The sequence below is a fragment of the Ruegeria sp. AB7 genome, assembly GCF_056542625.1.
This window is the reverse complement of sequence record NZ_JBQGAC010000001.1, coordinates 460,078-484,667: the sequence shown is the minus strand read 5'-3', so window position 1 is coordinate 484,667 and position 24,590 is coordinate 460,078. Positions and strand designations below refer to the sequence as shown.

The following is a 24,590-nucleotide window of genomic DNA, read 5'->3' as shown; positions in this document are numbered from 1 at the left end:
CAACGATTTCAAAACAGGTGAAGCAAGAGGCAATTGAAAAACATGCAGGCATTACTCAGCGTCACACCAGGTGGCCCCGAGAGTTTGGAACTGACCACCCTGCCCGATCCAACCCCTGAGTCAGATGAAATTGTATTGCGTATCCGCGCCGCCGGGGTGAACTTCCCTGATACGCTGATGATCCGGGACCTCTATCAGATAAAACCACCCCGCCCCTTTGCACCAGGTGGTGAAATCGCCGGAGAAGTTGTCTCGGTCGGAGAAGGCGTCACAGACTTCGCGCCTGGTGATCGGGTTCTGGCGCTGACAGGGCACGGAGGGTTCGCTACGCACCTGAAGCTCAAACCAGCGACTGCCGTCAAGATACCCGACGTGATGCCGTTTGAAGATGCGGCTAGCTTTGTTTTCACCTACGGCACTTCATACCACGCCCTCAAGGACCGTGCGCTACTTAAGCCCGGCGAAAAAGTACTTGTTCTGGGGGCCGCCGGCGGCGTTGGGTCTGCGGCGATCGAGCTAGCCAAAGCGATGGGGGCACATGTGATCGCGGCGGTCTCGTCTGAAGGTAAAGCATTGTTTTGCAGAGATATTGGCGCAGACCAGACGCTGATCTATCCACGCGATCTGGACCGCGAAGCGCAAAAGGCCCTGTCCGCCGAGATAAAGGCTCTGGCCCGGGGCGAAGGTGTGGATGTGGTCTACGACGCGGTCGGCGGAGACTACGCTGAGCCCGCCTTGCGAAGTATGGCGTGGGGCGGGCGTTATCTGGTTGTTGGCTTTCCTGCCGGCATCCCCAGCATTCCGCTGAACCTGACTTTGCTCAAGGGCTGTCAGATCGTCGGGGTGTTCTGGGGTGCGTCCGTACTTCGCGACCCGAAGGGGCACGCACAAAACCTGGCCGAGTTGTTCCGCCTATATGGATCGGGAAAGATTTCACCCCGTATCAGTGCACGATTTCCGCTAACCCAAGCGGCAGAGGCAATTGGCATGCTCGAACGGCGCGAGGCTCTCGGTAAAGTTGTGGTCACGATGGAAGATAGTTGAATAGAGGATGGGATTGAGCCGATCCAGCAACCTGCATGCGTCAATGAAGCTCTACCCATAAGAGCGAAGGTCGCTGGACGACCTTTAAATTCATGTTTATGAAAAAAGGAAGATGGGGACAGTTTGAATATGCACAATATCCTGGTTCTGAATGGTCCGAACCTGAATTTGCTTGGTACACGGCAACCCGAGGTCTACGGCGCAACGACGTTGCAGATGATAGAGGACCTGTGCGTTGCGCATGGTGAAACGCTGGGTCAAAACATAACCCATCTCCAATCCAATCACGAAGGCGCGCTGATTGATGCGATCCACGCGGCACGCGGCGTTCAGGATGGCATAGTACTGAATGCAGGCGCATTCACGCATACATCGATTGCGCTGATGGATGCGATATCTTCGGCCGAAGTACCCGTGGTCGAAGTACATTTATCTAACATCCACGCGCGCGAGGCGTTTCGTCACAAATCGCATATCGCACCAGTCGCGATTGGACAGATCTGTGGTTTTGGCGCGCAAAGCTATGTTCTTGCACTGAACGCGATTGCCGCGCATCTGGTTGAGAGGGACACAGGATGACCCTCAAAGAGTATCTGAATTTTCTGAGCTACACGAAAACTCTAGAAGAGCTTTGGGATGCACATTGCCGCCAGATGGAAAAGTATGGCTTCGACCGGCTGTTGTATGGGTATACGCAATACCGAACGGCGACTTCGCTGGGCGATCCAGAAGACTTTGTAATCCTGACCAATCACTGCTCGGATTACTTGGAAGGGTTCCTTCAATCCGGTCTGTATTTTCATGCCCCGATGCTGAAATGGGCCCTGAACAACGAAGGCGCTGCAAGTTGGAGCATGATACAGGACATGATGTCCAGCGGGGTCATGTCGAACGAAGAGCTTCGGGTTTTTGAGTTCAATAAGTCGCGTGATATTACAGTTGGTTATACGGTCAGCTTCAACTCAGTATCGATGCGTTCCAAAGGGGCGATTTCGCTTGCGGCACGTAATCACAGCCAGGAGGAGATGGACGAGGTCTGGAACGAGCACGGCGACGACATCCTTCTGATGAACAATGTTGCCCATCTCAAAATCCTGACCTTGCCATATCATGCCCCGAACCGCGCGCTGACCAAACGCCAGCGCGAAGCTTTGCAATGGGTCGGCGACGGAAAGACCACGCAGGACATCGCGCTATTGATGGGTTTGACTTCGGCAACGGTGGAAAAACACCTGAGACTCGCGCGTGAGGCGCTTTCGGTTGAAACAACGGCACAGGCCGTATTGAAGGCCGCGTTGCAGAATCAGATGTTTGTGATGGAAGCATGACCCTATTTTGATGCTAATTAGCATCAAATTGACCTAGGGTAAGGAATACATGACTTTCCGAATCTCCCGATAAAATTGCAAATTGATATTGTTCCGTGAGTGGTGGCTTTAGCCAGGGAACGTTTTGATCGGATCTTTGTAATACCAAAGCTCTCTGATCGCTCTGACACCGAGGCGTCTATTCGTCCACGTCTCTTTGTCGGGATTATTGAGGGGCCCTTCCATCCCCATCATGCAGGGCCCCTCAATTCACTAATCTTCGCAAGCATCGGTTCACAGGCTATTGACATGAAAAAAACCCGGCTGCGCTATGCAACCGGGCTCGGTATTTGTTGCAGCCTCTAACCGAAGCTGCAAAAGATTTTAGCCTTGGGCTGCCTTTGCAACTTCGGCAGCGAAGTCTTCTTTTTCGACCACGATGCCTTCGCCTACTTCCATGCGGACAAAACCGGTGATGGTCGCACCCGCTTCTTTGGCGGCCGCTTCGACGGTCAGGTCAGGATTCACAACGAAGTCCTGGTTCAGAAGGGTCGCTTCGGCGACGAATTTCTTCATGCGACCGACGATCATCTTTTCGATCACCTGCTCCGGCTTGCCGGATTCGCGAGCGATGTCCATCTGGACCTGCTTCTCTTTCTCGACAACTTCCGGATCCATGTCCGCCTCGGACAGGGCCGCCGGGTTCACAGCCGCAATGTGCATTGCAACCTGCTTGCCGAAGGCTTCATCGCCGCCGGACAGAGCAACCAGAACGCCGATTTTGCCCATGCCGGTTGTCGCCGCGTTGTGAACGTATGACACGACGGTATCGCCCGACAGTTTCGACATGCGGCGGACCGACATGTTTTCACCAATGGTGGCGATCTTGTCGGTCAGGGTATCTGCAACAGACTTGCCGCCCAGATCGGCAGCCAGCAGCGCGTCGACGTCATCAACACCTTCGGCTGCGTAGGTGATCTTGCCGACCATCTCTTGGAATTCGCTGTTTTTCGCAACGAAGTCGGTTTCCGAGTTCACTTCGACAGCAACACCGTTGCCGCCGTTGACGTGAACAGCAACCAGACCTTCGGCTGCGGTACGGCCCGATTTCTTGGCCGCCTTGGCCAGGCCTTTGGTGCGCAGCCAGTCAACGGCTTCGTCCATGTTGCCGCCGGTTTCGGTCAGCGCTTTTTTTGCGTCCATCATGCCTGCGCCGGTCGAGTCGCGCAGTTCTTTTACCATTGCTGCTGTGATTGCCATCTTTTGGCTCTCCTCAATTCAAACGGAATTGGGGCAGGTCTACCCTGCCCCATATGTCATTTACGTGACGGGCAGCTTACGCTTCGGCTTTGACTTCCGGCGCGGCTTCTTCAGCGGGTGCTTCTTCGGCTACGACTTCTTCAACCGGAGCTTCTTCGAATGCACCCAGGTCAACGCCAGCAGCACCCATCTGAGCGGTCATGCCGTCCAGAGCGGCACGTGCGGCCAGATCGCAATACAGAGCGATTGCGCGCGCTGCGTCGTCGTTGCCGGGGATGATGTAGTCAACGCCATCGGGCGAGCAGTTGGTGTCGACGACAGCCACAACCGGGATACCCAGCTTGTTGGCTTCGGCGATAGCCAGTGCTTCTTTCTTGACGTCGATGACGAACAGTAGATCCGGAACGCCACCCATCTCGCGGATACCGCCCAGTGAAGCCTGCAGCTTGGCCTGGTCACGTTCCATGCCCAGACGCTCTTTCTTGGTCAGGCCTTCGGCACCCGACTCCATGGCTTCGTCGATCTGGTTCAGACGGTTGATCGACTGGGAAACGGTTTTCCAGTTGGTCAGCGTGCCGCCCAGCCAGCGGTGGTTCATGTAGTACTGAGCCGACTTTTCAGCGGCATCTGCGATCGGCTGAGCTGCCTGACGCTTGGTGCCTACGAACAGAACGCGGCCACCTTTTGCGACGGTGTCACGAACAGCCTGCAGAGCCTGATCCAGCATCGGAACGGTCTGAGTCAGGTCCATGATGTGGATGCCATTGCGCGAGCCGTAGATGAACGGGCCCATGCGGGGATTCCAACGCTGTGTCTGGTGACCAAAGTGAACGCCAGCTTCCAGCAGCTGACGCATGGTGAACTCGGGAAGAGCCATGCTTTACTTTCCTTTTCCGGTTTACGCCTCGGCGGGGGTGAAAGAAGCGGATGCTCCAACCGGCGGGCCAGATAAGGATGTCTCCCTCAAAAAGCCCAAACCCCGCCTGCGGGTTTGAATGGCGCGCGTATACGGCAGGTTTAGCATCAGCGCAAGGGCCAAATGCCCCTATTTTTCAAGCCGCGCCAGTGAATGCGCATGACGTACCGCGTCTTCGCAATGGGCTGCCAGAGCTTTGCGGTTTTCGAAGTCGCTAACCTTAGCTGGCGCGTGGTAGATCAATTCCACGGTGCCTTGTCGACGTGCCCCCAAAGTCTTAAGCAAATGCGGTCCGAAATCCATGTCGCCCCACCAGCCATAAAACCTATCGGGCTGACCTTGGGGAGCGTGAAAGATGACCGAAACCGGTTGAACATACATGAATTCCCGCAGCTCTTCAGTGAAGAACGCGGCAAAGAGTGTTGTTTTAAAGGGTAAAACTCGCTGTCCGTCGGTCGAAGTGCCTTCCGGAAAGAACAACAGCTTGTGCCCGGCTTTCAGACGTTCCTCGAAAATCCGGGTCTGCTCGCGGGCTTTCTTGCGATCACGTTCGATAAAGACCGTACCCGTCGCGCGTGCCAGCCAGCCGATGCCGGGCCATTTTGCAACTTCGGCTTTCGATACGAAATACACGCGCTTACGGGCATTCAGCGCAAAGATATCCAGCCACGACGTATGGTTTGCAACCACAGCGCCGCGTTCCTGCATGAGCGCGCCAGAGGTGCGAAATCTGATCCCGAGAATTCGAAATGCATTGCGACAAACGAACTGAGAAATGAACGGTGTCACCGGCCGTTGAACGCCATAAAGCGGTCGTTCGATGAAACGTATGGCCAATAAGACGAACAGCCCCCCAAAAACCAGAAGGGCCAGCGGCAAACCGCGAAGTATCACCAGGACCCAACCTATGAAACCAAGCTCAATTGGATCAGGCGCGTCTTCACTTTGCCACGATGGGTCGCTCACAGGGTTATGCTCCACCATAAATACGCCGCTGGCGCTCATTCATGCGGGCTGTGTCAAGGATCAGACACACATCGGTTGTGTTGAAGGCATGATCGATAAATGCCCCCTCGCCCACGAATCCACCGAGGCGAAGGTAGGCCTTGATGAGAGACGGCACTTGAACCATCGCCGCGCGCCGATCCAGCGCGTCGGGTGCCAAAAGGTCCATTGATTGAAACACATCTGGCTGGGCCCGAACCCGCAAATCCAGCGGGGCAAGATGGTTGTGATGCAGCATCGACAGCGGCTGCGCCAATTTGCTCACGTCGGTTCCGTGGAAACTCGCGACCCCGAACAAGACCTCAATATCACGCTCGGTGACGTATGCAGCCAGACCATTCCACAGATGATACATCGCCGTGCCACCACGATAATCCGGATGCACGCACGAGCGTCCAAGCTCCAACAGCTTGCGCCCGCTTTGTTTCAGGACGGTGAGATCGTATTCATCCTCGGAGTAGAATTGCCCCAGTTCGGCAGCTCGCTCACCAGGAAGCAGTCGATAGACGCCGATCACCTCTTCAGATGAATCGTCGATGGCGAGCATATGATCGAAGTATGGATCGAACTGATCCTTCTCGAGCCCCGCCTCATGATCCACCATCTCGCCGCCACCGCCCAATTCCTGAACAAACACGTCGTAGCGCAGTCGTTGGGCCGCCCGCAGTTCAACCTCGGTATTGGCCAATTTGACAGTGAATGAGGGGCCTTCGTCGGGCATCAAGAAAATTCCATCGATCGCTGTTGCGCGCTGATAACGCGATTGCTCGGCCAAAGGCAACAAGCCCGCGTTTTGCCCGAGTTGTTAACCTTTCCTAAACCAGTTTCACGGATCAAAGACCGGCATCAGGGCTATGCGTGTCCCGTCGATCACCACTTTCCCCTGCTCGCGAAAGTTAACGGTGATCTTGCCTCCGATATTGGACTGCACCTGTCCAACGCCCCAATCGGGGAAATCGGGGTGGCGGACAAACATGCCCGGTGCAAGAATGGCATTCAGATCTGTCATATCGGGCCTCCGGGTCCAAGGCAGATGCAGCAGGAGGTACGCATGGGCGCGTCAGACGTCAACCTGGCCGAATTGATCGGCTCTCGGATCTGTCATGATCTGATCAGCCCCATTGGGGCAATTACCAACGGGCTTGAGCTGTTGGAGATGGTTGGCGCAGTCCAAGGCCCTGAAATGGAGCTGATTTCAGGCAGTGTTGGCAGTGCAGGCGCCCGCATCCGGTTTTTCCGCGTTGCCTTTGGATCAGCAAGCGATCAGCCATTGGGTCGCACCGAAGTGGTCGAGCTTCTTAAAGATGTGGAAAAGGCCGGGCGTCTGAGGATCAGTTGGAACCTGACCGAACCTGTCCCGCGCAATCAGGTTAAACTCGCGTTTCTGGCTGTGATGTGCTGTGAAAGTGCGATGCCCTTCGGCGGCGAAGTGGAAATCGAAACTCAGGGCGACGCATGGACGGTGACTGGCGTTGCTGACAAGCTGAACCTCAATACGGGACTGTGGAAAGGGATTGGCTCGGGGCGATTTACCGAAAAACTAAGCCCGGCGCAGGTTCAATTTGCCCTGCTGCCGGACACAGCCTCGACGATGGGGCGCAGGATCACGGTAGAAACGACCGCAACCCGGGTGACACTGCGGTTTTAGTGCCGAGTGGTCCCGTTTCCGCGCACCAGATACTTAAAACTGGTCAACTGAGCGGCACCGACAGGACCGCGCGCGTGCATCTTGCCGGTGGCGATACCAATCTCAGCACCCATGCCAAACTCACCGCCATCCGCGAATTGGGTCGAGGCGTTATGCATCAGGATAGCGCTGTCGAGCCGTTCGAAGAAGTGCTCGGCGGCCGCGGAATCCTCGGTCATGATGCAATCGGTGTGGCTTGAGCCAAACTGCCGGATATGCGCAATCGCGGCGTCGATATCTGCTACGGTCCGTGCAGCGATGATACTATCTAGGTACTCTTTGCCCCAGTCATCATCCGACGCAGGAATGGTGTTTTCATTGGCCAAAACGCCTTCGGCATGCACTTCAACACCCGCAGCTTGAAGAGCAGCGATTAGATCACGGCCCAGTATTTCTGCAACGTCTTGATGGATCAGCAAGCATTCTGCCGCGCCACAGATACCGGTGCGCCGGGTTTTGGCGTTCAACACAACATCCAGCGTCTTCTGGGGATCGGCGGCTTTATCAACATAAATATGAACGATGCCTTCGAGATGCGCAAAAACGGGCACGCGCGCCTCGCGTTGCACAAGACCCACCAATCCTTTGCCACCTCGGGGAACGATGACGTCGACATAATCAGTCATGGTCAAAAGCTCTTGCACCGCAGCCCGGTCGCGAGTCGGCACCAGTTGAATGGCGTCTTCGGGCAAGCTAGCAGCTGCTAGCCCCTCAACCAGACAGGCGTGGATCGCGGTTGACGAATGAAAGCTCTCAGACCCGCCTCGCAAGATCACGGCGTTCCCGGATTTCAGGCACAATGCACCCGCATCCGCCGTCACGTTGGGACGGCTTTCGTAGATCACGCCGATCACACCCAATGGCGTGCGCACACGCTGAATGTTGAGGCCCGAGGCCATGTCCCATTCGGCCAACACCTCACCCACAGGATCGGTCTGATCGGCAACGGTGCGCAGCCCGTCAACCATGCCCTGAACGCGAGCTTCATCCAGCATCAAGCGGTCCATCATCGCGGGGCTCAAACCCTTTTCTCGCCCGAACTCCAAATCCTTCTTGTTCGCTTCGATAATGTCGGCACGTTTGTGCCAAACGGCGTCTGCGGCTGCGATCAGCGCGGCGTGCTTGCGTTCGGCGGTGGCAAAGGCAAGCTCTTGCGAGGCTGCTTTGGCGCGCGCACCAAGGTCGGCCATCATTGCGGGAATGTTGTCGAAATCCTTCATCTCATGCGCCTTTCGGTCTCAGTTTATCAAATCACGCCCTTATAGCGCCAGATCGTCCCGGTGGATCAGGGCCGCGCGGCCTGGATAGCCTAGCGTCGCCTCGATTTCAGACGATTTACGTCCTTTGATCGCATCCGCCTCTTGCGCGGTATAGCGACTTAGCCCCTGTGCCAGCCTCCGCGCCTGCGCATCCAGAACAGCGACGGGATCGCCGCGACCGAAATCACCCGTGACCTCGACAATGCCAGCGGGCAACAGGCTTTTGCCATTGGAAAGCGCCCTTGCCGCGCCGTCATCGATCACGATCTCTCCGCGCGGTTTCATCGCCGAAATCCAGCGTTTCCGGGCTGCATGCGGATCGAGCGTGGCCGTGAACCAAGTGCAGCTCGCTCCATTTTCGAGCGTTTTCAGCGGGTTCAGGGGTGATCCTTCAGTTATCGCCATATCGCAGCCAGCTGCGGTTGCCATCTTGGCAGCCAACAGCTTGGTCTTCATGCCGCCCTTTGACAGCCCCGATCCCGCGTCACCTGCCATGGCCTCGATCTCGGGCGTGATCTGTTTGATCACGTCATATCGGGTGGCTGTCGTGTCCTCGTTGGGATTGCCCGAATAGAACCCGTCGACATCTGAAAGCAGGATCAACTGATCCGCGCCGATGGTCACGGCGATTTGCGCTGCCAGCCGGTCATTGTCGCCATACCGGATCTCATCCGTGGCGACTGTATCGTTTTCGTTGACAATCGGAACAACACCCAGGCTCAGCAGCGTTTCCAGCGTTGCACGGGAATTCAGATAACGCCGCCGATCCGCGCTGTCTTCCAACGTGACCAGCACCTGAGCGGTTTTGATCTCATGCGGCGTCAACGCTTCTTCATACGCACGGGCCAGCCGAATTTGTCCAACCGCCGCAGCGGCCTGTGACTGTTCCAGCGGCAGATTCTGCATCGGCAGGCCAAGTACACCTCGACCCAACGCGATTGACCCGGACGAAACCAGAACAACATCCGTCCCCTGCCCTTTCAGCCAAGCCACGTCCTGCGCCAGCGATTTCAGCCAATCCGACCTGAGCAATCCCGTATCCCGGTCGACCAACAAGGCCGATCCGATCTTGACCACCAGGCGGCGGGCATGGGTCAGGGTTGCCAAGGCGTGGCCTCCTCGGCGGGTTTCTGGCGCAGGCGGTTTTCATCGATCTGAGCCCGCAAGGACCGCAGCACCTCGGTAACGCCCAAATGCGCAACGCCTGACATGGTCATGACCGGGCCGCGAACGGCTTCTTCCAGTTCGGCCTTGATCAGTTCGCGTTCCTCATCGTCCAGAGCGTCGATCTTGTTCAATACGGTGATACGCGGCTTATCCGCCAGCTCTCCGCCATAGGCCTCAAGCTCGGTGATGATTGTGCGATAGTCATCGACCACAGTTTCCGAGGTGCCGTCGACCAGATGCAACAGTACCGCGCAGCGTTCCACGTGGCCAAGAAACCGGTCACCGATTCCACGCCCCTCATGCGCGCCTTCGATCAGACCTGGAATGTCGGCAACGACGAACTCCACGTTATCGACACCGACAACGCCCAGATTGGGGTGCAGCGTAGTAAAGGGATAGTCGGCGATTTTGGGCCGTGCATTGGATGTGGCAGCCAAGAAAGTTGATTTCCCGGCGTTGGGCATGCCCAAAAGACCCACATCCGCAATCAGCTTCAGCCGCAGCCAGATGGTGCGGTCGATCCCCGCCTGCCCCGGATTGGCGCGGCGCGGGGCCTGATTGGTCGCGGATTTGAAATGCAGGTTGCCAAAGCCGCCGTTGCCGCCTTTTGCCAGCAAAAACCGCTGTCCAACCTCGGTCAGGTCACATATCACGGTCTCTTCGTCTTCGTCCAGAATCTCGGTTCCGACGGGAACGCGCAGGATGATGTCGTCACCATCCTTACCGGTGCGTTGCTGACCGCGACCGGGTTGGCCGTTCTTGGCGAAGAAATGCTGTTGATAGCGAAAGTCGATCAGGGTGTTCAGCCCGTCCACAACCTCGGCCCAAACAGACCCACCCTTACCGCCGTCCCCACCATCGGGTCCGCCGTATTCGATATACTTTTCACGTCTAAAGCTGACGCAGCCGCCACCTCCGGCCCCGGACCGGATGTAGACCTTTGCAAGATCGAGAAATTTCATAGCTGTCCCCTACTGCAAAGGCCCCATCGGCCACAAGTCAGAGTTTCTTTGTATAGGTCCAGGTGGGCACATTCGCATCGCGCGCCACCGAATAGGTTTCCGCATCGCCAAGATACTGGAATCCGCAATGGGTCAGAACCCGGGCCGAGGCCGGGTTGTCCTGGAACACGCTGGCGAACATGGTCGCGTTTTCCAGCGGATTGGCGTTGACCAGCGTTTCAACGGCCAGCGATGCAATGCCGGTGTTCCAATACACCGGGGCGACCCAATAGCCGACCTCGGACTGGTTGCGATCCAGCCGAGTCAATGAAATCAGTCCGATCAGCTCCGGGCCACCATCCTTTGTGGCATCCATTGCCCAGACATCCTCGTCCCGGTCTTCGGCCATCGCGCGCATCACAAACGCCTCAATCGAGCCGGGCGGCAATGGATGCGGGATCGATGTCGTCATGCGCGCCACACGCTCATCGCCTGCGTAATGCTCAATGAGACCCAAATCCGACCGACGCAGAGGGCGAAGGTCGAACCGCTCGGTTTCAATGACCGGCTGATTTATTATTGCCTCAATCTTCATGAGTGCGTTCCTCCTCCGAACAACACAAAAAGTACGGACGCAACTGTCAAACTGGCTAACGTCCACATCAGATATTTTTCTGCAGGCCGACCTTCAACCGCATGGGCGATCCGATCTCCTGCAAATGTCCAGATCGGGTGCAATACGATCTGGCAGATTAACAAACAGAGAGCGATCGTGAGGGTCGCCTCAAAACTGGGTGTTCCTGTTGCCACAAACCCGGTGAAACCTGCGATAATCATTGCCCAAGCCTTAGGGTTAAGCGGATGCACTATTAACCCCGCCAGAAAACCGGGCACTTGCTTATCCGATTGACCTCGGGAAAGCCGCAGATTGGCAATTTTCCACGCGAGCCAGCAAATATATGCAGCAGAAACATATTTGAGTGTCTCGAACACCAACGGCACCTGATCGGCCAGTTGCATCAGCCCAAACCCAACCGGCCAGATGATCAACTGCTTGCCCAGTATGACACCCGCCACAAAAGGCAACGCCGCCCGAAAGCCATAGCGCGCACCGGTTCCCAGCAGGACCATGTTGGCCGGTCCCGGCGTGCCGACCTGTGAGGCGGCGAAAATCAGGAAACTGGTGGTTGCGACTGTCATCAGTTCTGGTGATCACGACTGCGTTAAAACGAAAAAGGGACCGGCACTTTGTGCCGGTCCCCCATGAATTTTTCTTAAACCTTCTGGGTTTCGGCTTACTCTGCGGCCTCCGCCACTGGCAGGACCGAAATAAAGGTGCGGTTTTTAAGTCCCTTATGGAACTTCACGGCGCCATCGACAGTTGCAAAGATGGTATGGTCTTTGCCCATGCCTACGCCTTCGCCCGGCCAGAACTTGGTGCCGCGCTGACGCACGATGATGTTGCCTGCGATGGCGGCCTGGCCACCATACAGTTTCACGCCAAGGCGACGACCAGCTGAGTCGCGACCGTTACGGGAGGAACCGCCAGCTTTCTTATGTGCCATTCTCTCTCTCCTTAGCCCTGAGCCAGCTCTTTGGCTTGCTCAACCCATTCGGGTTTCACTTTGATGGTGTCGATAGCAGCAATCTGCTCGTCCGACAAGGCGGCCAGAGCGGCAAAGCTTTCGATACCGGCTTCAACCAGCTTTTTGGCAGCGGCAGGGCCGACACCATTAAGAGCAGTCAGATCGTCAGCGGCAGCAGCTGCGGCGGGTGCCTCTGCTTTGGCTTCAGCTTTCTTGGCAGGCTTTTTTGCCACCGGAGCAGCTTCGCCAGCCGGTGCCGAACCGGTTGCAGCTTTGATGCCCGACTTGTCAGCGCCTGACGACAGGATGTCGGTGATTTTGACCAGAGTCAGTTTCTGACGGTGACCAACGGTACGCTTCGAGCTGTGCTTACGACGGCGCTTGACGAACTTGATGACCTTGTCACCTTTGATCTGTTCGATCACTTCGGCCTGTACGCCTGCGCCTTCAACGAAAGGTGCACCAACAACCGGTGCGTCGCCGCCCAGCATCAGAACATCGTTGAATTGAACTTTTTCACCTGCGTCGGCAGCCAGCTTTTCAACACGGAGCACATCGCCCGCCTGAACCTTGTACTGCTTGCCGCCAGTCTTGAGGACCGCAAACATGCGTCTTTCCTTTGTCTAACCGCGTTCTGTGGTCCCCGATTGGGTGTTTCCGGCTTTCGCCACCTCGAACAGCGCGCCCTTTTCGGGCTGTGTGAATGACCTTTGGCACATGCCATCAGGTCAAAGAATAACGATACCCGGCGCGGAAAGCCGGCCGGGATGCGCGCTTATCGAAGCATTCATGAAGAAAGTCAACCAAAAATCTGCGGCTCAGAGATCCGACGCTTTCATGGCTTGCGCGACGGTTTGACCAAGCTGGTAAGAGATGCCGTTTAGCATTTCATCAAAACCCATGAACAAAGCGGAATTCAAGGCCCGACCCGCATCGGTGCGGGAAAAGGCGATGTTCTCTCGCATCTGAGACTCGTTCAACGGCTGATAGGCCAATAAAAGGAACGAGTACATCCATTCAGTTGTCTCTGCCCTGGTGTTCTCATGCTGAGATAGCAGTTCCTGCAACACGGATGCATCGTCGAACAGGGCACTTTGCCCAGAGGCAAGTCCTTGGTAAAAACTATAATCAGCGCTGATGGTGCCTTGCACATTTTTCTCGATCAGGTCGTTGACCTGCACATATTCATCTACAAGACGAAAAAACATGCCCTCGCGATCAGCCTGTTCGTAAGCGCTGCGTGCCATCTCTTCGATCGCGTCATCTGCAATGGCCCGGCGCGCCGAATTTTCCAGAGAAACGATGCTTTGCCCCAGTTCGCTTTCAAAAAAGATCGAAGCTTGTTCTAGCTGCACATCGGACATCATCTCGCCAACCGACAGCGAAAGTTGTTGGTGCATCGTGCTCGGATCGTACAAATCCTCAACTTGCGCCAAAAAATAGGCTCCTCCTGAGCTGCCCAGCATCGACTCGTTGATTGCATGCCCTTGCGCCACGCCTTCTTCACTAAGAATTTTCATAAAATCCAAAATATGCATCGCCTGCATCAGTCTTTCAGCACGCTCGCTTGCGGCCAGAGGCAGCGCCCAGATCGTCAAACAGAGTGCCGTAGCTAAAACTCGCATCAGATATCCTGCGCCGGGCGCAATTCGGCCATGCGGGCGGCTAATACTTCAAACCGCATCGCCATGATTTCATATTGGATCGCATTCAACAGCTCATAGACCTCCTGCATCAGAGGCTGTTCCAGAGCGTCAACATAGGCGTCGACATCCTCATCCGAGAAATCCTGGTAGGTGTAAGCCGCCCCTGCCAAAGCTGACAGTTGCAGAGATCGACGCAACTCACCTTCATTGCGTTGTATCATCGCGCGCAGTTCATCTCCGCTCAGTTGCATGTCGATAATGCCAGACGCACTTGCCGCCAGTAAAAACCGCACCTGGATCTCTTGCAGCGCGCGCAGCGAGGTTCCGCTGGCGTCCACCGCACGGTTCATGCGCTTCAGGCTTTCAACACGAGATGAGCCTTCTTTTATCAACTTCGAGACGATTTCTTGCCCGGCCAGTTGTTTAGCATCATCATTGTCATCCATATGAGCGGCGTTTTCAGCAACGACCAGTCTTTGCCCCAACTCCGAGGCGTAAAACGAGACCGCGTGGACCAGCGCCTCTTCGCTAAGCGTCTGTTCAAGGATCGAGACAGCCGTTTCGTGCATCAAAGCGGTATCAAACACCTCTTCGGTCAGACGCGCCCAATCCGATCCGAAGCCGTCAGGGTCGATACCTAGCATCTGCGGGGCCGAAGCAGAGGCCTGCGCTATGCTTTCCAAGGCAACGTCAAACCCTGTCGTGGTCAGAAACGCCTCAATCTGATCCTGACTGGCGGCCTGAGATGGCGAGGCCATGACACCAAGCGAGAAAATTGGAAGGATGAGGCTGATTGCGAACTGGCGTATAAAGTAAGTCATACATATCAGCCTAGGTGTTTTCTTACCTCTGGCAATGGAAAATCCCACTAACGTCAAAATCCGGAATTTTCTGCTTGCACCCCTGCCCGTTCACCACTAAATCCCCCCCTCACAGACCCCCGCGGAGAGGTGCCGGAGTGGTCGAACGGGGCGGTCTCGAAAACCGTTGTGGGTGCAAGCCCACCCAGGGTTCGAATCCCTGTCTCTCCGCCATAAATCAATTCATCCTTCAAGGCTGTTTCTTTGCTTGTGTTGCGATTCTTGCAACGGATGGCATGATGTTGCCACTGCCTGCAGTGTCAATCAGCGCAGTGTGGCTCAAACCCGCAATATGCTGCAAACTCACGTGTTTTCCCCTTTGCTTTAACGTACCTTAACCCCATCTGAGCGACACATCATTTGAAGGAGACATCCAATGTCGCGTCTTTTACTTATCGTAGCCATCGCCGTTATCGGCGGAGGCGCTTACTATTTCGCCACAAAACCTGAACCAACCCCTGCCGAGCAGTTGCAATCGGCGGCTGAAGATGCCTCAGAGGCGGTTGGTGAAGCAGCCTCGGCAATACAAGAGGGCGCTGCTAATGCCGTTGAGGCGGCGACTGAACAAGCATCCGAGGCTGCGTCCTCGATTGCGGATCAGGCCTCGGAAGCTGCATCTTCGGTATCGGAACAGGCCAGCGACGCTGCTACATCTTTGACCGAGCAGGCCAATGATGCAGCCTCAGCAGCTGGCGATCAGGTCGCAGCGCTTGCCGGTCAGGGGCAGGAACTGTTCAACTCGTGGGTCCAGGACGGCATGCTGACCGCGCAGAATTTCGACTATGACGCAATCGTCACGTCGGTTCAGGAAAGCGCCTTGTCTCAGGACATCAAAACGCAGGTTATGAAGATCCTCGACGAGATCAAAGCGTCGCCTGAGCTGGTTGTCGCGAAGATACAGGATCTACGCAATCTGATGACGCAGCAGTGATCAGTTCCAGAACCAGCCCCAAGAGGGCTGGTTCACCCGGTCGGGATGCGACTTAATTTGCGTCACATTACGGCATTACCCAATTGACATAGCTCACCGTGTTTGATTGCTTTCTTGAGATTGCTTTGAAAAAATAAAACCTTTTGTCAGTGTGTTACATTGTGACGATGAAGGCCTCGTGCCGAACTCGCATCAAAGAAGGATCGAACGATGACCACCCTGCCCGACACCATGTTTGCCGTTGTTCAGACGCAGGACGGATATTCCGGCACAGCCACGGGACCGACGCTGGAGAATGCCTCGGACTGGTTAGCGGAGGCTGAACTGCCTGTACCTGTCCCAAAGGCGGGACAAGTGTTGATCAAAGTGCGCACTGCCTCGGTGAATCCTTCAGATATCCATTTTATCAAAGGAGAATATGGTCAGCCGCGGGTCAAAGGCGCCGCAGCAGGGTTCGAGGGGTGCGGAGATGTTGTTGCCACCGGTACCGGGGCTGACGCCCTGCTGGATCAGCGCGTGGCCTTTGTGGCAGCAGGCTCTGGTGCCTGGGCCGAGTATGTTGTGACGCAGGCCCAGATGTGTATCCCCTTGCGCCCCGAAATCTCGGATGAGGACGGGGCGGCGCAGATCGTAAACCCGCTAACCGCAATGGCGATGGTGGATATCGCACGGGCTGAGGGCGAGGCTTTTGTGGTCTCTGCCGCCACCAGCCAGCTTGGTAAGTTGATGTGCAGCCTTGGACGGGATCTTGGGTTGAAACCGATCGCTCTGGTGCGGCGCGCCGAAACGGTCGAGATGTTAAAAGGCCTGGGTGCGGCAGAGGTGGTCGTGACCAGCGATACGGATGCGCCGACGCGGTTTGCCACGATCAGTGCAGATCTGAAACCTCGTGTTTTTCTCGACGCGGTTGCCGACCAACTGTCAGAGCAGGTGTTCTGCGCGATGCCCAATGGCGCGCGGTGGGTTTGCTATGGGAAACTCAGTACGGAAATGCCGAAGTTGACTCAGATGGGCCAGTTGATCTTCATGAGCAAACGGATCGAGGGTTTCTGGCTGACCCGCTGGATGATGGACACACCCCCGGCTGATCAAATGCGAGTTGTCAGCGAAGTGCAGGCGCGATTTGCAGATGGGCGCTGGCGCACAGATGTTTCCGCACGGCTTTCGCTACGAGAAGTGCTGCCAAATCTGGCGGATGCTCTGAAAAAGAGTGACGGGAAGGTGATAATCACTCCATAGTAGAACAAAGCGCCGGACTTAACCGGCTTAGGGAGGGTGAGATTGGATAACGCACAGCTGCTGATTAGCGGGCTGGCGAATGGTTGTGTCTACGGCCTGATCGCCCTTGGCTTTGTACTGATTTACAAAGCCACCGAGGCAGTGAATTTTGCGCAGGGCGATTTCATGATGCTGGGTGCGTTTGTCACCATTGGCCTTACGAATACGGAATATATGGGGCTGCCCTTCTGGCTGGCGCTACCGATTTCACTGGGGATTATGGGCGCACTTGGGTATCTGATCGATCGGTTGATCATCCGCCGCGTCTTTGGCGAAAGTCAGACTGCCGTGGTGATCCTAACCATCGCCTTGGGCTTTGTGATCAGGTTTGCAGCTGGTCTGATCTGGGGGCACGAGCCGCAAACGCTGCAGAACCCATTGGCTGGTAAGGAAATCCGGTTCGGTGGTCTTGTGCTGGGGATGGAGGACGTGGCCGTGATTGTTGTCACCGTACTACTGACCTGGGGTCTTTTTGTGTTCTTCAGCAAGACCAAGCTGGGGCTTGCCATGCAAGGTGCGTCTCAAAACCAGTTGGCGGCCTATTACATGGGGATCCCGGTCAAGCGGGTTCAGGGCTTAATCTGGGCATTGGCCGGAGTTGTCGCTGGGATTGCCGGAATTTTGTTCGCGGCCAAAGGCTCGGTCGATCCCACAACTGGGCTTCTGGGAATCAAGGCATTTGCAGCAGCTGTGATAGGCGGATTCGGCAGCCTGCCCGGCGCTTTGGCCGGCGGGCTAATCGTCGGCGTAATCGAGCCCTTTGCCAGCCGCTATATCGCAGCCGGGTACAGTCAGATCGCGCCTTATGCGCTGTTGCTGGCAGTTCTGATCTTTCGACCGCATGGGCTGTTCAGCCAGGTGCGGGTCAAGAAGGTCTGATCGCATGCGGATTGTTTTCAAAACAAACTATATGCAGGACATTCGCCCTTGGAAGGATGGCTATCAGCTCAGCCTCTATCTGATCCTGTTGGCGGTCGTAACCGCTGCGCCGTGGTGGTTGGATGACTTTTATCTTGGCGAACTGACCAATGTTCTGATCTGGGCCATCGCGGGTTTGGGCTTGATGATCCTAACCGGCCATACCGGGCAGGCCAGCCTTGGCCATGCCGCCTTTCTGGCCGTTGGGTGCTATGCCAATGTCATCCTGATTGAGGCTGGGGTGCCCTTTCTGCTGGCGTTCCCGTTGGCGGGCCTGTTGACCGGCATCGTCGGAGCAACCGTCGCCATCCCTGCCCTGCGCCTGCATGGCATCTATCTTGCGATCTTCACCCTGGCTCTGTCTGTGCTCATGGACGACATCATCGTTCTGGCCGAACCCGTCACCGGAGGTGTCGCGGGTAAATATCTGGGTGGTGTCGAAATCTTCGGACATCTGGTCGATCGTTGGGCGACCCCGGCCCCGTTCTTCTGGCTGGTGCTGGCCGTCGCCGTTGTCGTGACACTGGGCTATATCAACCTATTGCGCGCGCCCTTGGGCCGCAGCTTCATCGCCGTACGAGACTCTGAGATCTCAGCGCAGGCGATGGGTGTGGATATCGCGCGCACCAAGACGATCTCTTTCGCCCTCTCCTGCGCCGTCACCGGACTAGCAGGCGCATTGATGGGTATGTTCTCTGGGGCGTTCAATAACGAGACATTCAGCGTCGTAATTTCCATCCAATTGCTGATGATGATCGTTATCGGAGGTCTGGGTTCGATCCATGGCGCGTTTTTGGGCGCAATCGTGATCGGTTTCCTGCCGCAGTTTTTGTCGATTTCAAAGGAATACGCAGCAGCCCTGTTTGGTGGCAATACGGTCGCCATTCCGGGGCTCGAATTCGGCATCTTTGGCATGATCCTGATCGCCTTCATCCTGTTCGAACCGATGGGTCTGTATGGTCGATGGCTAAAAATCCGGACGTGGTTCGAACTGTTCCCCTTCTACCGCAAGGACATGTTCAAACGACAAAAGTCCTATCTCAAGACGGAGCGTCTGAGATGAGCTTGCTGGAGTTTGAAAACGTTACCCTGAAATTCGGCGGTCTGACTGCTGTGGATGATCTGTCCTTCAACGTGCAAGAAGGTGAGGTGTTCGCCATCGTCGGTCCCAACGGCGCAGGCAAATCAACGGTCTTCAACCTGATTTCGCGCTTCTATGATCCTTATGCAGGTGCGATCCACTTTGACGGGCATGATCTGCTGCGTATCAAGCCCTCGGGTGTCGCGGCCTATGGCGTCGCGCGGACGTTCCAGAACATTGAACTGTTCGAACATGCGACCGTTTTGCAGAACCTCCTGGTCGGGCGCCACCGGCACCGCAAAACCAATCTGATCTCGGAAATTCTGTTCTCGCCCTCAGCTCGCAGGCAGGAGATCGAGAACCGAGAAAAGGTTGAAGAGATCATCGACTTCCTCGACCTCCAGGCCTTTCGTGACAAGATGATCTCGGGCCTCCCCTATGGCGTGCGTAAGGTGGTCGAAGTCGCCCGAGCGTTGGCCACCGATCCAAAACTCCTGCTGTTGGACGAACCCGCCTCGGGCCTATCGGTGGAAGAGACCACAGATATGCGTTGGTGGATCGATGACATCCGGCGTCAGATGGGCATTACCGTGCTTATGGTAGAGCACGATATGGGTCTGGTCTCGGGCGTGTCCGACCGGGTTCTTGCCATGGCCGACGGAGCGAAGCTTGCCCTTGGAACCCCAGCCGAAGTTCAATCTCATCCTGCTGTGGTAGAGGCCTATTTGGGCAAAGCTTCATGAACCAACCGATCCTTAGCATTCGCAATGTTGAAAGCTTTTATGGCCCGATCATGGCCATTCGTGGCGTGTCATTGGACGTGCATCGAGGGCAGGTCGTTTCAATCCTGGGCGCAAATGGCGCGGGCAAGACAACGCTGATGAAAACAATCTCAGGCGTGATGGATCCCGAAAAAGGTTCAATCACATTTGACGGTCAGCAAATACAGGGATCGGAACCTCACAAGGTCGTGCAAAAAGGCATCGTCCATGTGCCCGAGGGACGCGAGGTCTTTCCACTTTTGACCGTCGACGAGAACCTGAACCTTGGGGCTTATACCCTTTCGGATAAAGGACAGATCGATCATGACCGCGATCTGGTGTTTTCCTACTTTCCTGTGTTGAAAGACCGCCGCAATCAAGAGGCTGGCACTCTGTCCGGCGGGCAACAGCAGATGCTGGCGATTGGGCGCGGCCTGATGGCTAACCCGCGTATCATGCTGTTGGATGAGCCTTCGCTGGGCCTATCGCCGCTGCTGGTGCAAGAGATTTTTGGCATTCTCAAACGCCTGAATGACGAACAGAGCATGACAATGATGCTGGTCGAGCAGAACGCTAATGCAGCACTGGAACTCGCCCATCATGGCTATGTAATGGAGATCGGACGGATCGTTATGGATGGTGCGGCTGAAACCTTGCTGCAATCCGAGGACATTCAGAACTTCTATCTGGGCGTTCAGGAAGAAGGCGCGCGAGAAAACCGTCGCTGGAAACGCAAAAAGACGTGGAGGTGAGCTGGATGGACGCAAGCCCCCTGCCCCCTCAGACCAGTATCAACGGTGTGCAGTTCAACGCTACGCCCGGTCAGAGACCCCTGCGAGTCGATGGCTGTGTCACGATATGCGAGCTATTCCAGAAACGCTGTGCCGAACTGGGACAGCGTACGGCGCATCGCGAGAAGGACTTCGGCATCTGGAAATCCTACTCATGGGCCGACTACTGGCAACACGCCAAATGGATCGGGCTGGCCCTGCGCAAGCTGGGTCTGCAACGTGGCGAGGTTGTCTCGATCCTGTCCGAAGACCGCAAGGAATGGGCGTGGTTCGACATGGGCATCCAGTGTGTCGGAGGGATTGCTTCGGGCGTCTACACCACAGATTCGGCCAGCCAGTTAAAATACCTGATCAATGACAGTGGCAGCCGGTTTCTGATCGTTGAAGATGAAGAGCAGTTGGACAAGTTCCTCGAAGTCGAGGCGGATCTGTCCGATCTGCTCAAGGTCATTATCCTTGAGGATGAAGGCCTGCACGACCTGGATCATCCGCGTTGCATGATGATCGAGGACTTGTATGCTCTGGGGCAGCAGGCTGAGGTCGATGAACCCGGCGCATTCGAAGCAGAAATCGCTGAAACCACGTCACAAGACACCGCCCTGCTCATATATACGTCAGGTACCACCGGTAATCCCAAAGGCGCCATGCTAAGCCATGAGAACATAATGGCCGCGATAGAGGCAGGGGCGCATTCCCTGCCCTCCCAATCAACCGACGAACAGCTATGCTTTCTGCCGCTCTGTCATATACTCGAACGCGACGTGTCGATCTACTACCCGCTTGCGATGAAGACTACTGTGAATTTCGCTGAAAGCCCCGAGACAGTGTTCTCCAACCTGCAAGAGGTCTCTCCCGCCACCTTCACTGCCGTCCCTCGCGTGTGGGAGAAGATCTACTCGCAGGTCATGTTCATGGCGAAAGAAGCAACGCCCACAGGGCGTTTCGCCTTTGCACAGGCGCTCAAGTCTGGAATGGCGCGGGCTGAATTTATCCTTGCAGGCAAACCTGTTCCAGCACTGATCGCTATGCAGTTCTGGCTTTGGGATCGGCTTGTTCTGCGCAACCTGCGCCGGATGCTGGGCTTAGATCGTCTCCGCCGAGGCGGCTCTGGTGCAGCGCCGATCTCTCCCGATTTGCTCAGGTGGTATTGGGCAATTGGTGTGCCCATTGTAGAGGGCTTCGGTATGACCGAAACCGCCGGCATAGCAGCGCTGAACACGCTTGAGGCCAACAAGATCGGCACCATTGGGAAACCTGTTCCTGGCAACGACCTGCGCATCTCGGATGACGGAGAAATTCAGGTCAAAGGCCTGAACGTCTTTCAGGGCTACTGGCGCAACAATGTCAAAACAGCCGAAAGCTTCACCTGCGACGGCTGGCTGCGCACCGGGGATATGGGGCATATCGACGAGGAAGGTTTTGTCACCATCACAGGGCGCCTCAAGGACATCATCATCACTGCGGGCGGTAAGAACGTCACGCCCGCAGAGATCGAGAGCGGGTTGAAGTTCAGCCAGTATATCTCGGACGCGGTGATCATCGGGGATCGGCGCAAGTATCTGACGGCGCTAATCATGATCGATCAGGAAAATGTCGAGAAATTCGCACAAGAGTGCAAGATCCCCTTTTCGAACTTTTCTTCCCTTTGTGCTGCTTCCGAAGTGACGGAGCTGATCGGCGAGGAAATCGCAGCGGTTAATAAGGACTTTGCGCGGGTCGAACAGATCAAGGATTTCCGGCTGATCGACGTGTTGCTCACTGCCGAAGATGAGGAGCTGACGGCGACGATGAAACTCAAGCGTGGTCTGGTGGAAAAGAAACACGCACATCTCATTGAAGATATGTACAATTAGTTAAGGGGCGACCCAACAGGGAGGAGAAGTATGAAACACTTATTTAAGGGCCTTGCCGCAGCGACGGCATTGACTGCATCCGCCACGATCAGCTGGGCGCAAACACAAGGCGTGACAGATGACGAGATCGTCATTGGCTCAGTCAACGACCTCAGCGGCATCTTCGCTGCCGTGGGCGTTCCGGCCACCAAAGGCGCAAATGTGGTCTTTGATCGCGTCAACGCCGAGGGTGGCGTGCATGGCCGCAAGATCCGCTTTGTCGTCGAGGATAACGGCTATCAGATGCCACGCGCGATGCAGGGCTATAACAAGCTGCTGAACCGTGACAAGGTTTTCGCGATGTTGCAGTCGCTGGGTACGCCGATGAATGTTGCTGGGTTCAAGCTGCTGGACCCGAAAGGTATTCCTAATGTCGCCCCCTTGACCGCCGCGCGGCAAATGCTGCAAGAGCCGATGAAGAACAAGTTCACCTCGTTCTCGACCTATTACGATCAAGCTCGGATTGGGGTGAAGTATCTGAACGGTGAATTTGGATCGCAAACCGTTTGCACCATGTACCTGCCTACTGATTTCGGTGAGGAAATTCTGGAAGGCAGCAAAGCGGGAGCCGAAGAGGCTGGCATCACTTTCGGCGCTGAGACCACCCATAAACCGGACGAGACGGATTTCGTGGGGTCCTTGAGCAAGCTTAAAGAAGAAGGTTGTGACATCGTCACGATGGCGCTCGGCGTGCGTCAGGCAATCACCGTTGTTGGAACGGCCAAGAAAATGGGCCTGACCGACATGAAGTTCCTCGGCACCTCTGCCAGCTTCCTAACCGTGGTGGCGCAGGTGCCCGGTGGTGTGACCGACGGTTTCTATGCGGCGGCCTCGTGGCTGGATCTCTGGGCGCGCGCCGAAGAGCCAGCCCCGGCAGCATTTATTGCTGAATACAAAGAGGCTACGGGCGAAGACCCGGTCGGATTTTCAATGCTGGGCTATTCAGCGGCCGAGATGATGGTCAAAGCGCTTGAAGCTGCAGGTCCTGATCTGACGCATGATAGCTTTATCGCCGCGATGGAATCTCTGGATTACATGGATGAGTTGGTCGGCAACCAGATCACATATGGGCCCGATGACCATCAGGGTGCTGACACTGTATTTGTCAGCGTCGTCGAAAATGGTGCGTGGAAACTGGTTTACGAAGAATAAACCGACCAAGAAAAAAGGGCTCGCAGTTGCGAGCCCTTTCCAATTCGGTATCCGCAGCGATTAACGCTTCGAGAACTGGAACGAACGACGCGCTTTGCGCTTACCGTATTTCTTACGTTCCACAACGCGGCTGTCGCGGGTCAGGAAGCCAGCGGCTTTCAGAGCGCCACGCAGGTTGGGATCGTACAGTTGCAGCGCTTTCGAGATGCCGTGCTTGACCGCACCGGCCTGACCGGTCAGGCCGCCGCCTTTGACGGTTGCAACAACGTCGAACTCACCTTCCACACCAGCAACCTGGAACGGCTGGCGCAGGATCAGCTGCAGAACGGGACGCGCAAAATACTTGTCCTGATCCTTGCCGTTCACGGTGACCTTGCCGGAACCCGGCTTGATCCAGACGCGGGCAACAGCGTCTTTACGCTTGCCGGTGGCGTAGGAACGACCCAGCTCGTCACGTACGGGTTCACGTACGATAACTTCTTCGGCCACGGTTTCAACGCCTGCGACGGCGCTCAGCTCTTCGAGAGTATTGATCTGATCAGCCATCGGTCTTTAGCTCCGGGTGTTTTTCTTGTTCATGGACTTAACGTCCAGAACTTCGGGCGCTTGCGCCTCATGAGGATGCTCGGCACCAGCATAAACGCGCAGGTTGGTCATCTGCTGACGCGCCAGACGGTTGCCCGGCAGCATGCGCTTGACCGCTTGGGTCACGACGCGCTCGGGGTGTGCACCCTCAAGGATCTGCTGCTTGGTGCGCGACTTGATGCCGCCCGGGTGGCCAGTGTGCCAGTAGAAGTTCTCTTCGCGCTTCTTGCCAGTCATCTGGATTTTGTCAGCGTTGATCACGATGACATTGTCGCCCATGTCCATGTTGGGTGTGAACGACGCTTTGTGCTTGCCACGCAGGCGCATGGCGACGATCGAGGCAAGACGGCCCAGAACAACGCCCTCGGCGTCGATCAGGATCCATTTCTTGTCGATGTCTGCAGGTGTTGCAGAAAAGGTTTTCATGGCAGGATAGTCCTGTTTGATGTGAAAGACCGCCCCTTGGCGGAGCGGCCCGAATTCGATGGAGGGGGTTTAGACCTACTAGTTATGCAGGTCAATA

Annotated in this window: 28 protein-coding genes and 1 tRNA gene; 13 read left to right on the top strand and 16 right to left on the bottom strand. The window is 56.1% G+C overall.

Going from position 1 to position 24,590, the window contains the following annotated elements:
- Positions 1–42 precede the first annotated feature (42 nt).
- From ACR0EN_RS02460 to ACR0EN_RS02450, 3 genes are all read left to right on the top strand, one after another.
- Positions 43–1,044, top strand: coding sequence for an NADPH:quinone oxidoreductase family protein (locus tag ACR0EN_RS02460; protein ID WP_170817769.1), 1,002 nt, complete (start codon positions 43–45; stop codon positions 1,042–1,044).
- A gap of 129 nt (positions 1,045–1,173) precedes the next feature.
- Positions 1,174–1,623, top strand: coding sequence for a type II 3-dehydroquinate dehydratase (gene aroQ / locus ACR0EN_RS02455; protein WP_170625910.1), 450 nt, complete (start codon positions 1,174–1,176; stop codon positions 1,621–1,623).
- The gene (locus ACR0EN_RS02450) at positions 1,620–2,372 is read left to right on the top strand and encodes an autoinducer binding domain-containing protein (protein WP_170393076.1); all 753 of its coding nucleotides are present in this window, start codon (positions 1,620–1,622) and stop codon (positions 2,370–2,372) included. Before aroQ ends, ACR0EN_RS02450 begins: the two co-directional genes overlap by 4 nt.
- A 363-nt stretch (positions 2,373–2,735) precedes the next feature.
- On the opposite strand, the gene tsf is transcribed toward ACR0EN_RS02450, so the two are convergent.
- The 5 genes from tsf to ACR0EN_RS02425 form a co-directional block, all read right to left on the bottom strand.
- Positions 2,736–3,611, bottom strand: coding sequence for a translation elongation factor Ts (tsf, locus tag ACR0EN_RS02445; RefSeq protein WP_170393077.1), 876 nt, complete (start codon positions 3,609–3,611; stop codon positions 2,736–2,738).
- A gap of 76 nt (positions 3,612–3,687) precedes the next feature.
- On the bottom strand, positions 3,688–4,488 hold the full coding sequence (rpsB, locus tag ACR0EN_RS02440) for a 30S ribosomal protein S2 (protein WP_170405761.1): 801 nt from the start codon (positions 4,486–4,488) through the stop codon (positions 3,688–3,690).
- A 168-nt stretch (positions 4,489–4,656) separates the two neighbouring features.
- On the bottom strand, positions 4,657–5,511 hold the full coding sequence (olsA, locus tag ACR0EN_RS02435) for a lyso-ornithine lipid O-acyltransferase (protein WP_170801402.1): 855 nt from the start codon (positions 5,509–5,511) through the stop codon (positions 4,657–4,659).
- Complete coding sequence (olsB, locus tag ACR0EN_RS02430; protein ID WP_480585035.1) at positions 5,498–6,253, bottom strand: L-ornithine N(alpha)-acyltransferase; 756 nt, start codon at positions 6,251–6,253, stop codon at positions 5,498–5,500. The genes olsA and olsB overlap by 14 nt, the downstream gene beginning before the upstream one ends.
- A gap of 105 nt (positions 6,254–6,358) precedes the next feature.
- Positions 6,359–6,541 carry a DUF3553 domain-containing protein gene (locus tag ACR0EN_RS02425; protein ID WP_170393080.1) on the bottom strand — a complete coding sequence of 61 codons (183 nt, stop codon included), beginning with the start codon at positions 6,539–6,541 and terminating at the stop codon, positions 6,359–6,361.
- Between the two features lie 42 nt (positions 6,542–6,583).
- Between ACR0EN_RS02425 and ACR0EN_RS02420 the strand changes: the two genes are divergently transcribed.
- Complete coding sequence (locus ACR0EN_RS02420) at positions 6,584–7,180, top strand: histidine phosphotransferase family protein (protein WP_480585032.1); 597 nt, start codon at positions 6,584–6,586, stop codon at positions 7,178–7,180.
- Here the strand turns inward: ACR0EN_RS02420 and ACR0EN_RS02415 are convergent.
- The 9 genes from ACR0EN_RS02415 to ACR0EN_RS02375 all read right to left on the bottom strand — a co-directional run bounded on the left by ACR0EN_RS02415 (position 7,177) and on the right by ACR0EN_RS02375 (position 14,639).
- Positions 7,177–8,439, bottom strand: coding sequence for a glutamate-5-semialdehyde dehydrogenase (locus ACR0EN_RS02415; protein WP_170817767.1), 1,263 nt, complete (start codon positions 8,437–8,439; stop codon positions 7,177–7,179). The two genes, ACR0EN_RS02420 and ACR0EN_RS02415, sit on opposite strands and share 4 nt — an antisense overlap.
- Positions 8,440–8,478: 39 nt before the next feature.
- Positions 8,479–9,585, bottom strand: coding sequence for a glutamate 5-kinase (gene proB / locus ACR0EN_RS02410; protein ID WP_170393083.1), 1,107 nt, complete (start codon positions 9,583–9,585; stop codon positions 8,479–8,481).
- Positions 9,573–10,607 carry a GTPase ObgE gene (gene obgE / locus ACR0EN_RS02405; RefSeq protein ID WP_170800836.1) on the bottom strand — a complete coding sequence of 345 codons (1,035 nt, stop codon included), beginning with the start codon at positions 10,605–10,607 and terminating at the stop codon, positions 9,573–9,575. The genes proB and obgE overlap by 13 nt, the downstream gene beginning before the upstream one ends.
- Before the next feature lie 37 nt (positions 10,608–10,644).
- Complete coding sequence (locus tag ACR0EN_RS02400; RefSeq protein WP_170393085.1) at positions 10,645–11,181, bottom strand: GNAT family N-acetyltransferase; 537 nt, start codon at positions 11,179–11,181, stop codon at positions 10,645–10,647.
- Positions 11,178–11,786, bottom strand: a complete 609-nt coding sequence (locus ACR0EN_RS02395) for a LysE family translocator (protein ID WP_480585029.1) — start codon at positions 11,784–11,786, stop codon at positions 11,178–11,180. The genes ACR0EN_RS02400 and ACR0EN_RS02395 overlap by 4 nt, the downstream gene beginning before the upstream one ends.
- A 95-nt stretch (positions 11,787–11,881) precedes the next feature.
- On the bottom strand, positions 11,882–12,151 hold the full coding sequence (gene rpmA, locus ACR0EN_RS02390) for a 50S ribosomal protein L27 (protein ID WP_010440093.1): 270 nt from the start codon (positions 12,149–12,151) through the stop codon (positions 11,882–11,884).
- 11 nt (positions 12,152–12,162) lie between these two features.
- Positions 12,163–12,780 carry a 50S ribosomal protein L21 gene (locus ACR0EN_RS02385; RefSeq protein ID WP_170421606.1) on the bottom strand — a complete coding sequence of 206 codons (618 nt, stop codon included), beginning with the start codon at positions 12,778–12,780 and terminating at the stop codon, positions 12,163–12,165.
- A gap of 210 nt (positions 12,781–12,990) precedes the next feature.
- Positions 12,991–13,797 (bottom strand): DUF2059 domain-containing protein, encoded by an 807-nt coding sequence (locus ACR0EN_RS02380; RefSeq protein ID WP_480585026.1) that lies wholly within the window; start codon positions 13,795–13,797, stop codon positions 12,991–12,993.
- Entirely contained in the window at positions 13,797–14,639 is an 843-nt protein-coding gene (locus ACR0EN_RS02375; RefSeq protein ID WP_170562766.1) for a DUF2059 domain-containing protein, read from the bottom strand. The genes ACR0EN_RS02380 and ACR0EN_RS02375 overlap by 1 nt, the downstream gene beginning before the upstream one ends.
- Before the next feature lie 123 nt (positions 14,640–14,762).
- Between ACR0EN_RS02375 and ACR0EN_RS02370 the strand changes: the two genes are divergently transcribed.
- The 9 genes from ACR0EN_RS02370 to ACR0EN_RS02330 all read left to right on the top strand — a co-directional run bounded on the left by ACR0EN_RS02370 (position 14,763) and on the right by ACR0EN_RS02330 (position 23,482).
- Positions 14,763–14,852, top strand: a tRNA-Ser gene (locus ACR0EN_RS02370).
- A 202-nt stretch (positions 14,853–15,054) separates the two neighbouring features.
- Positions 15,055–15,609 carry a hypothetical protein gene (locus ACR0EN_RS02365; RefSeq protein WP_170421572.1) on the top strand — a complete coding sequence of 185 codons (555 nt, stop codon included), beginning with the start codon at positions 15,055–15,057 and terminating at the stop codon, positions 15,607–15,609.
- A 210-nt stretch (positions 15,610–15,819) separates the two neighbouring features.
- Positions 15,820–16,848, top strand: coding sequence for a zinc-binding dehydrogenase (locus tag ACR0EN_RS02360; protein ID WP_170393103.1), 1,029 nt, complete (start codon positions 15,820–15,822; stop codon positions 16,846–16,848).
- 42 nt (positions 16,849–16,890) lie between these two features.
- Positions 16,891–17,766: a branched-chain amino acid ABC transporter permease gene (locus ACR0EN_RS02355; protein WP_170635702.1), complete on the top strand. Its 876-nt coding sequence runs from the start codon at positions 16,891–16,893 to the stop codon at positions 17,764–17,766.
- 4 nt (positions 17,767–17,770) lie between these two features.
- Entirely contained in the window at positions 17,771–18,868 is a 1,098-nt protein-coding gene (locus ACR0EN_RS02350; RefSeq protein ID WP_480561514.1) for a branched-chain amino acid ABC transporter permease, read from the top strand.
- Complete coding sequence (locus tag ACR0EN_RS02345) at positions 18,865–19,629, top strand: ABC transporter ATP-binding protein (protein WP_170421563.1); 765 nt, start codon at positions 18,865–18,867, stop codon at positions 19,627–19,629. Before ACR0EN_RS02350 ends, ACR0EN_RS02345 begins: the two co-directional genes overlap by 4 nt.
- Complete coding sequence (locus ACR0EN_RS02340) at positions 19,626–20,399, top strand: ABC transporter ATP-binding protein (RefSeq protein ID WP_170405694.1); 774 nt, start codon at positions 19,626–19,628, stop codon at positions 20,397–20,399. The genes ACR0EN_RS02345 and ACR0EN_RS02340 overlap by 4 nt, the downstream gene beginning before the upstream one ends.
- 5 nt (positions 20,400–20,404) lie before the next feature.
- Positions 20,405–22,291 carry an AMP-dependent synthetase/ligase gene (locus ACR0EN_RS02335; protein ID WP_480585023.1) on the top strand — a complete coding sequence of 629 codons (1,887 nt, stop codon included), beginning with the start codon at positions 20,405–20,407 and terminating at the stop codon, positions 22,289–22,291.
- Positions 22,292–22,321: 30 nt separating this feature from the next.
- Positions 22,322–23,482, top strand: coding sequence for an ABC transporter substrate-binding protein (locus ACR0EN_RS02330; RefSeq protein ID WP_170595653.1), 1,161 nt, complete (start codon positions 22,322–22,324; stop codon positions 23,480–23,482).
- 60 nt (positions 23,483–23,542) lie between these two features.
- Here the strand turns inward: ACR0EN_RS02330 and rpsI are convergent, their stop codons facing one another.
- Both rpsI and rplM read right to left on the bottom strand, forming a co-directional pair.
- Positions 23,543–24,028 carry a 30S ribosomal protein S9 gene (gene rpsI, locus ACR0EN_RS02325; RefSeq protein ID WP_010440030.1) on the bottom strand — a complete coding sequence of 162 codons (486 nt, stop codon included), beginning with the start codon at positions 24,026–24,028 and terminating at the stop codon, positions 23,543–23,545.
- Positions 24,029–24,034: 6 nt separating this feature from the next.
- On the bottom strand, positions 24,035–24,493 hold the full coding sequence (rplM, locus tag ACR0EN_RS02320; protein WP_039536983.1) for a 50S ribosomal protein L13: 459 nt from the start codon (positions 24,491–24,493) through the stop codon (positions 24,035–24,037).
- Positions 24,494–24,590 lie beyond the last annotated feature (97 nt).

Excerpts from the sequence above, each read along its gene's own strand:
- ACR0EN_RS02460 (WP_170817769.1), top strand. The coding sequence starts at position 43 with ATGCAGGCATTACTCAGCGTCACACCAGGTGGCCCCGAGAGTTTGGAA.
- aroQ (WP_170625910.1), top strand. The coding sequence starts at position 1,174 with ATGCACAATATCCTGGTTCTGAATGGTCCGAACCTGAATTTGCTTGGT.
- ACR0EN_RS02450 (WP_170393076.1), top strand. The coding sequence starts at position 1,620 with ATGACCCTCAAAGAGTATCTGAATTTTCTGAGCTACACGAAAACTCTA.
- tsf (WP_170393077.1), bottom strand. The coding sequence starts at position 3,611 with ATGGCAATCACAGCAGCAATGGTAAAAGAACTGCGCGACTCGACCGGC.
- rpsB (WP_170405761.1), bottom strand. The coding sequence starts at position 4,488 with ATGGCTCTTCCCGAGTTCACCATGCGTCAGCTGCTGGAAGCTGGCGTT.
- olsA (WP_170801402.1), bottom strand. The coding sequence starts at position 5,511 with ATGGTGGAGCATAACCCTGTGAGCGACCCATCGTGGCAAAGTGAAGAC.
- olsB (WP_480585035.1), bottom strand. The coding sequence starts at position 6,253 with ATGCCCGACGAAGGCCCCTCATTCACTGTCAAATTGGCCAATACCGAG.
- ACR0EN_RS02425 (WP_170393080.1), bottom strand. The coding sequence starts at position 6,541 with ATGACAGATCTGAATGCCATTCTTGCACCGGGCATGTTTGTCCGCCAC.
- ACR0EN_RS02420 (WP_480585032.1), top strand. The coding sequence starts at position 6,584 with ATGGGCGCGTCAGACGTCAACCTGGCCGAATTGATCGGCTCTCGGATC.
- ACR0EN_RS02415 (WP_170817767.1), bottom strand. The coding sequence starts at position 8,439 with ATGAAGGATTTCGACAACATTCCCGCAATGATGGCCGACCTTGGTGCG.
- obgE (WP_170800836.1), bottom strand. The coding sequence starts at position 10,607 with ATGAAATTTCTCGATCTTGCAAAGGTCTACATCCGGTCCGGGGCCGGA.
- ACR0EN_RS02400 (WP_170393085.1), bottom strand. The coding sequence starts at position 11,181 with ATGAAGATTGAGGCAATAATAAATCAGCCGGTCATTGAAACCGAGCGG.
- ACR0EN_RS02395 (WP_480585029.1), bottom strand. The coding sequence starts at position 11,786 with ATGACAGTCGCAACCACCAGTTTCCTGATTTTCGCCGCCTCACAGGTC.
- rpmA (WP_010440093.1), bottom strand. The coding sequence starts at position 12,151 with ATGGCACATAAGAAAGCTGGCGGTTCCTCCCGTAACGGTCGCGACTCA.
- ACR0EN_RS02385 (WP_170421606.1), bottom strand. The coding sequence starts at position 12,780 with ATGTTTGCGGTCCTCAAGACTGGCGGCAAGCAGTACAAGGTTCAGGCG.
- ACR0EN_RS02380 (WP_480585026.1), bottom strand. The coding sequence starts at position 13,797 with ATGCGAGTTTTAGCTACGGCACTCTGTTTGACGATCTGGGCGCTGCCT.
- ACR0EN_RS02375 (WP_170562766.1), bottom strand. The coding sequence starts at position 14,639 with ATGACTTACTTTATACGCCAGTTCGCAATCAGCCTCATCCTTCCAATT.
- ACR0EN_RS02365 (WP_170421572.1), top strand. The coding sequence starts at position 15,055 with ATGTCGCGTCTTTTACTTATCGTAGCCATCGCCGTTATCGGCGGAGGC.
- ACR0EN_RS02360 (WP_170393103.1), top strand. The coding sequence starts at position 15,820 with ATGACCACCCTGCCCGACACCATGTTTGCCGTTGTTCAGACGCAGGAC.
- ACR0EN_RS02350 (WP_480561514.1), top strand. The coding sequence starts at position 17,771 with ATGCGGATTGTTTTCAAAACAAACTATATGCAGGACATTCGCCCTTGG.
- ACR0EN_RS02345 (WP_170421563.1), top strand. The coding sequence starts at position 18,865 with ATGAGCTTGCTGGAGTTTGAAAACGTTACCCTGAAATTCGGCGGTCTG.
- ACR0EN_RS02340 (WP_170405694.1), top strand. The coding sequence starts at position 19,626 with ATGAACCAACCGATCCTTAGCATTCGCAATGTTGAAAGCTTTTATGGC.
- ACR0EN_RS02335 (WP_480585023.1), top strand. The coding sequence starts at position 20,405 with ATGGACGCAAGCCCCCTGCCCCCTCAGACCAGTATCAACGGTGTGCAG.
- ACR0EN_RS02330 (WP_170595653.1), top strand. The coding sequence starts at position 22,322 with ATGAAACACTTATTTAAGGGCCTTGCCGCAGCGACGGCATTGACTGCA.
- rpsI (WP_010440030.1), bottom strand. The coding sequence starts at position 24,028 with ATGGCTGATCAGATCAATACTCTCGAAGAGCTGAGCGCCGTCGCAGGC.
- rplM (WP_039536983.1), bottom strand. The coding sequence starts at position 24,493 with ATGAAAACCTTTTCTGCAACACCTGCAGACATCGACAAGAAATGGATC.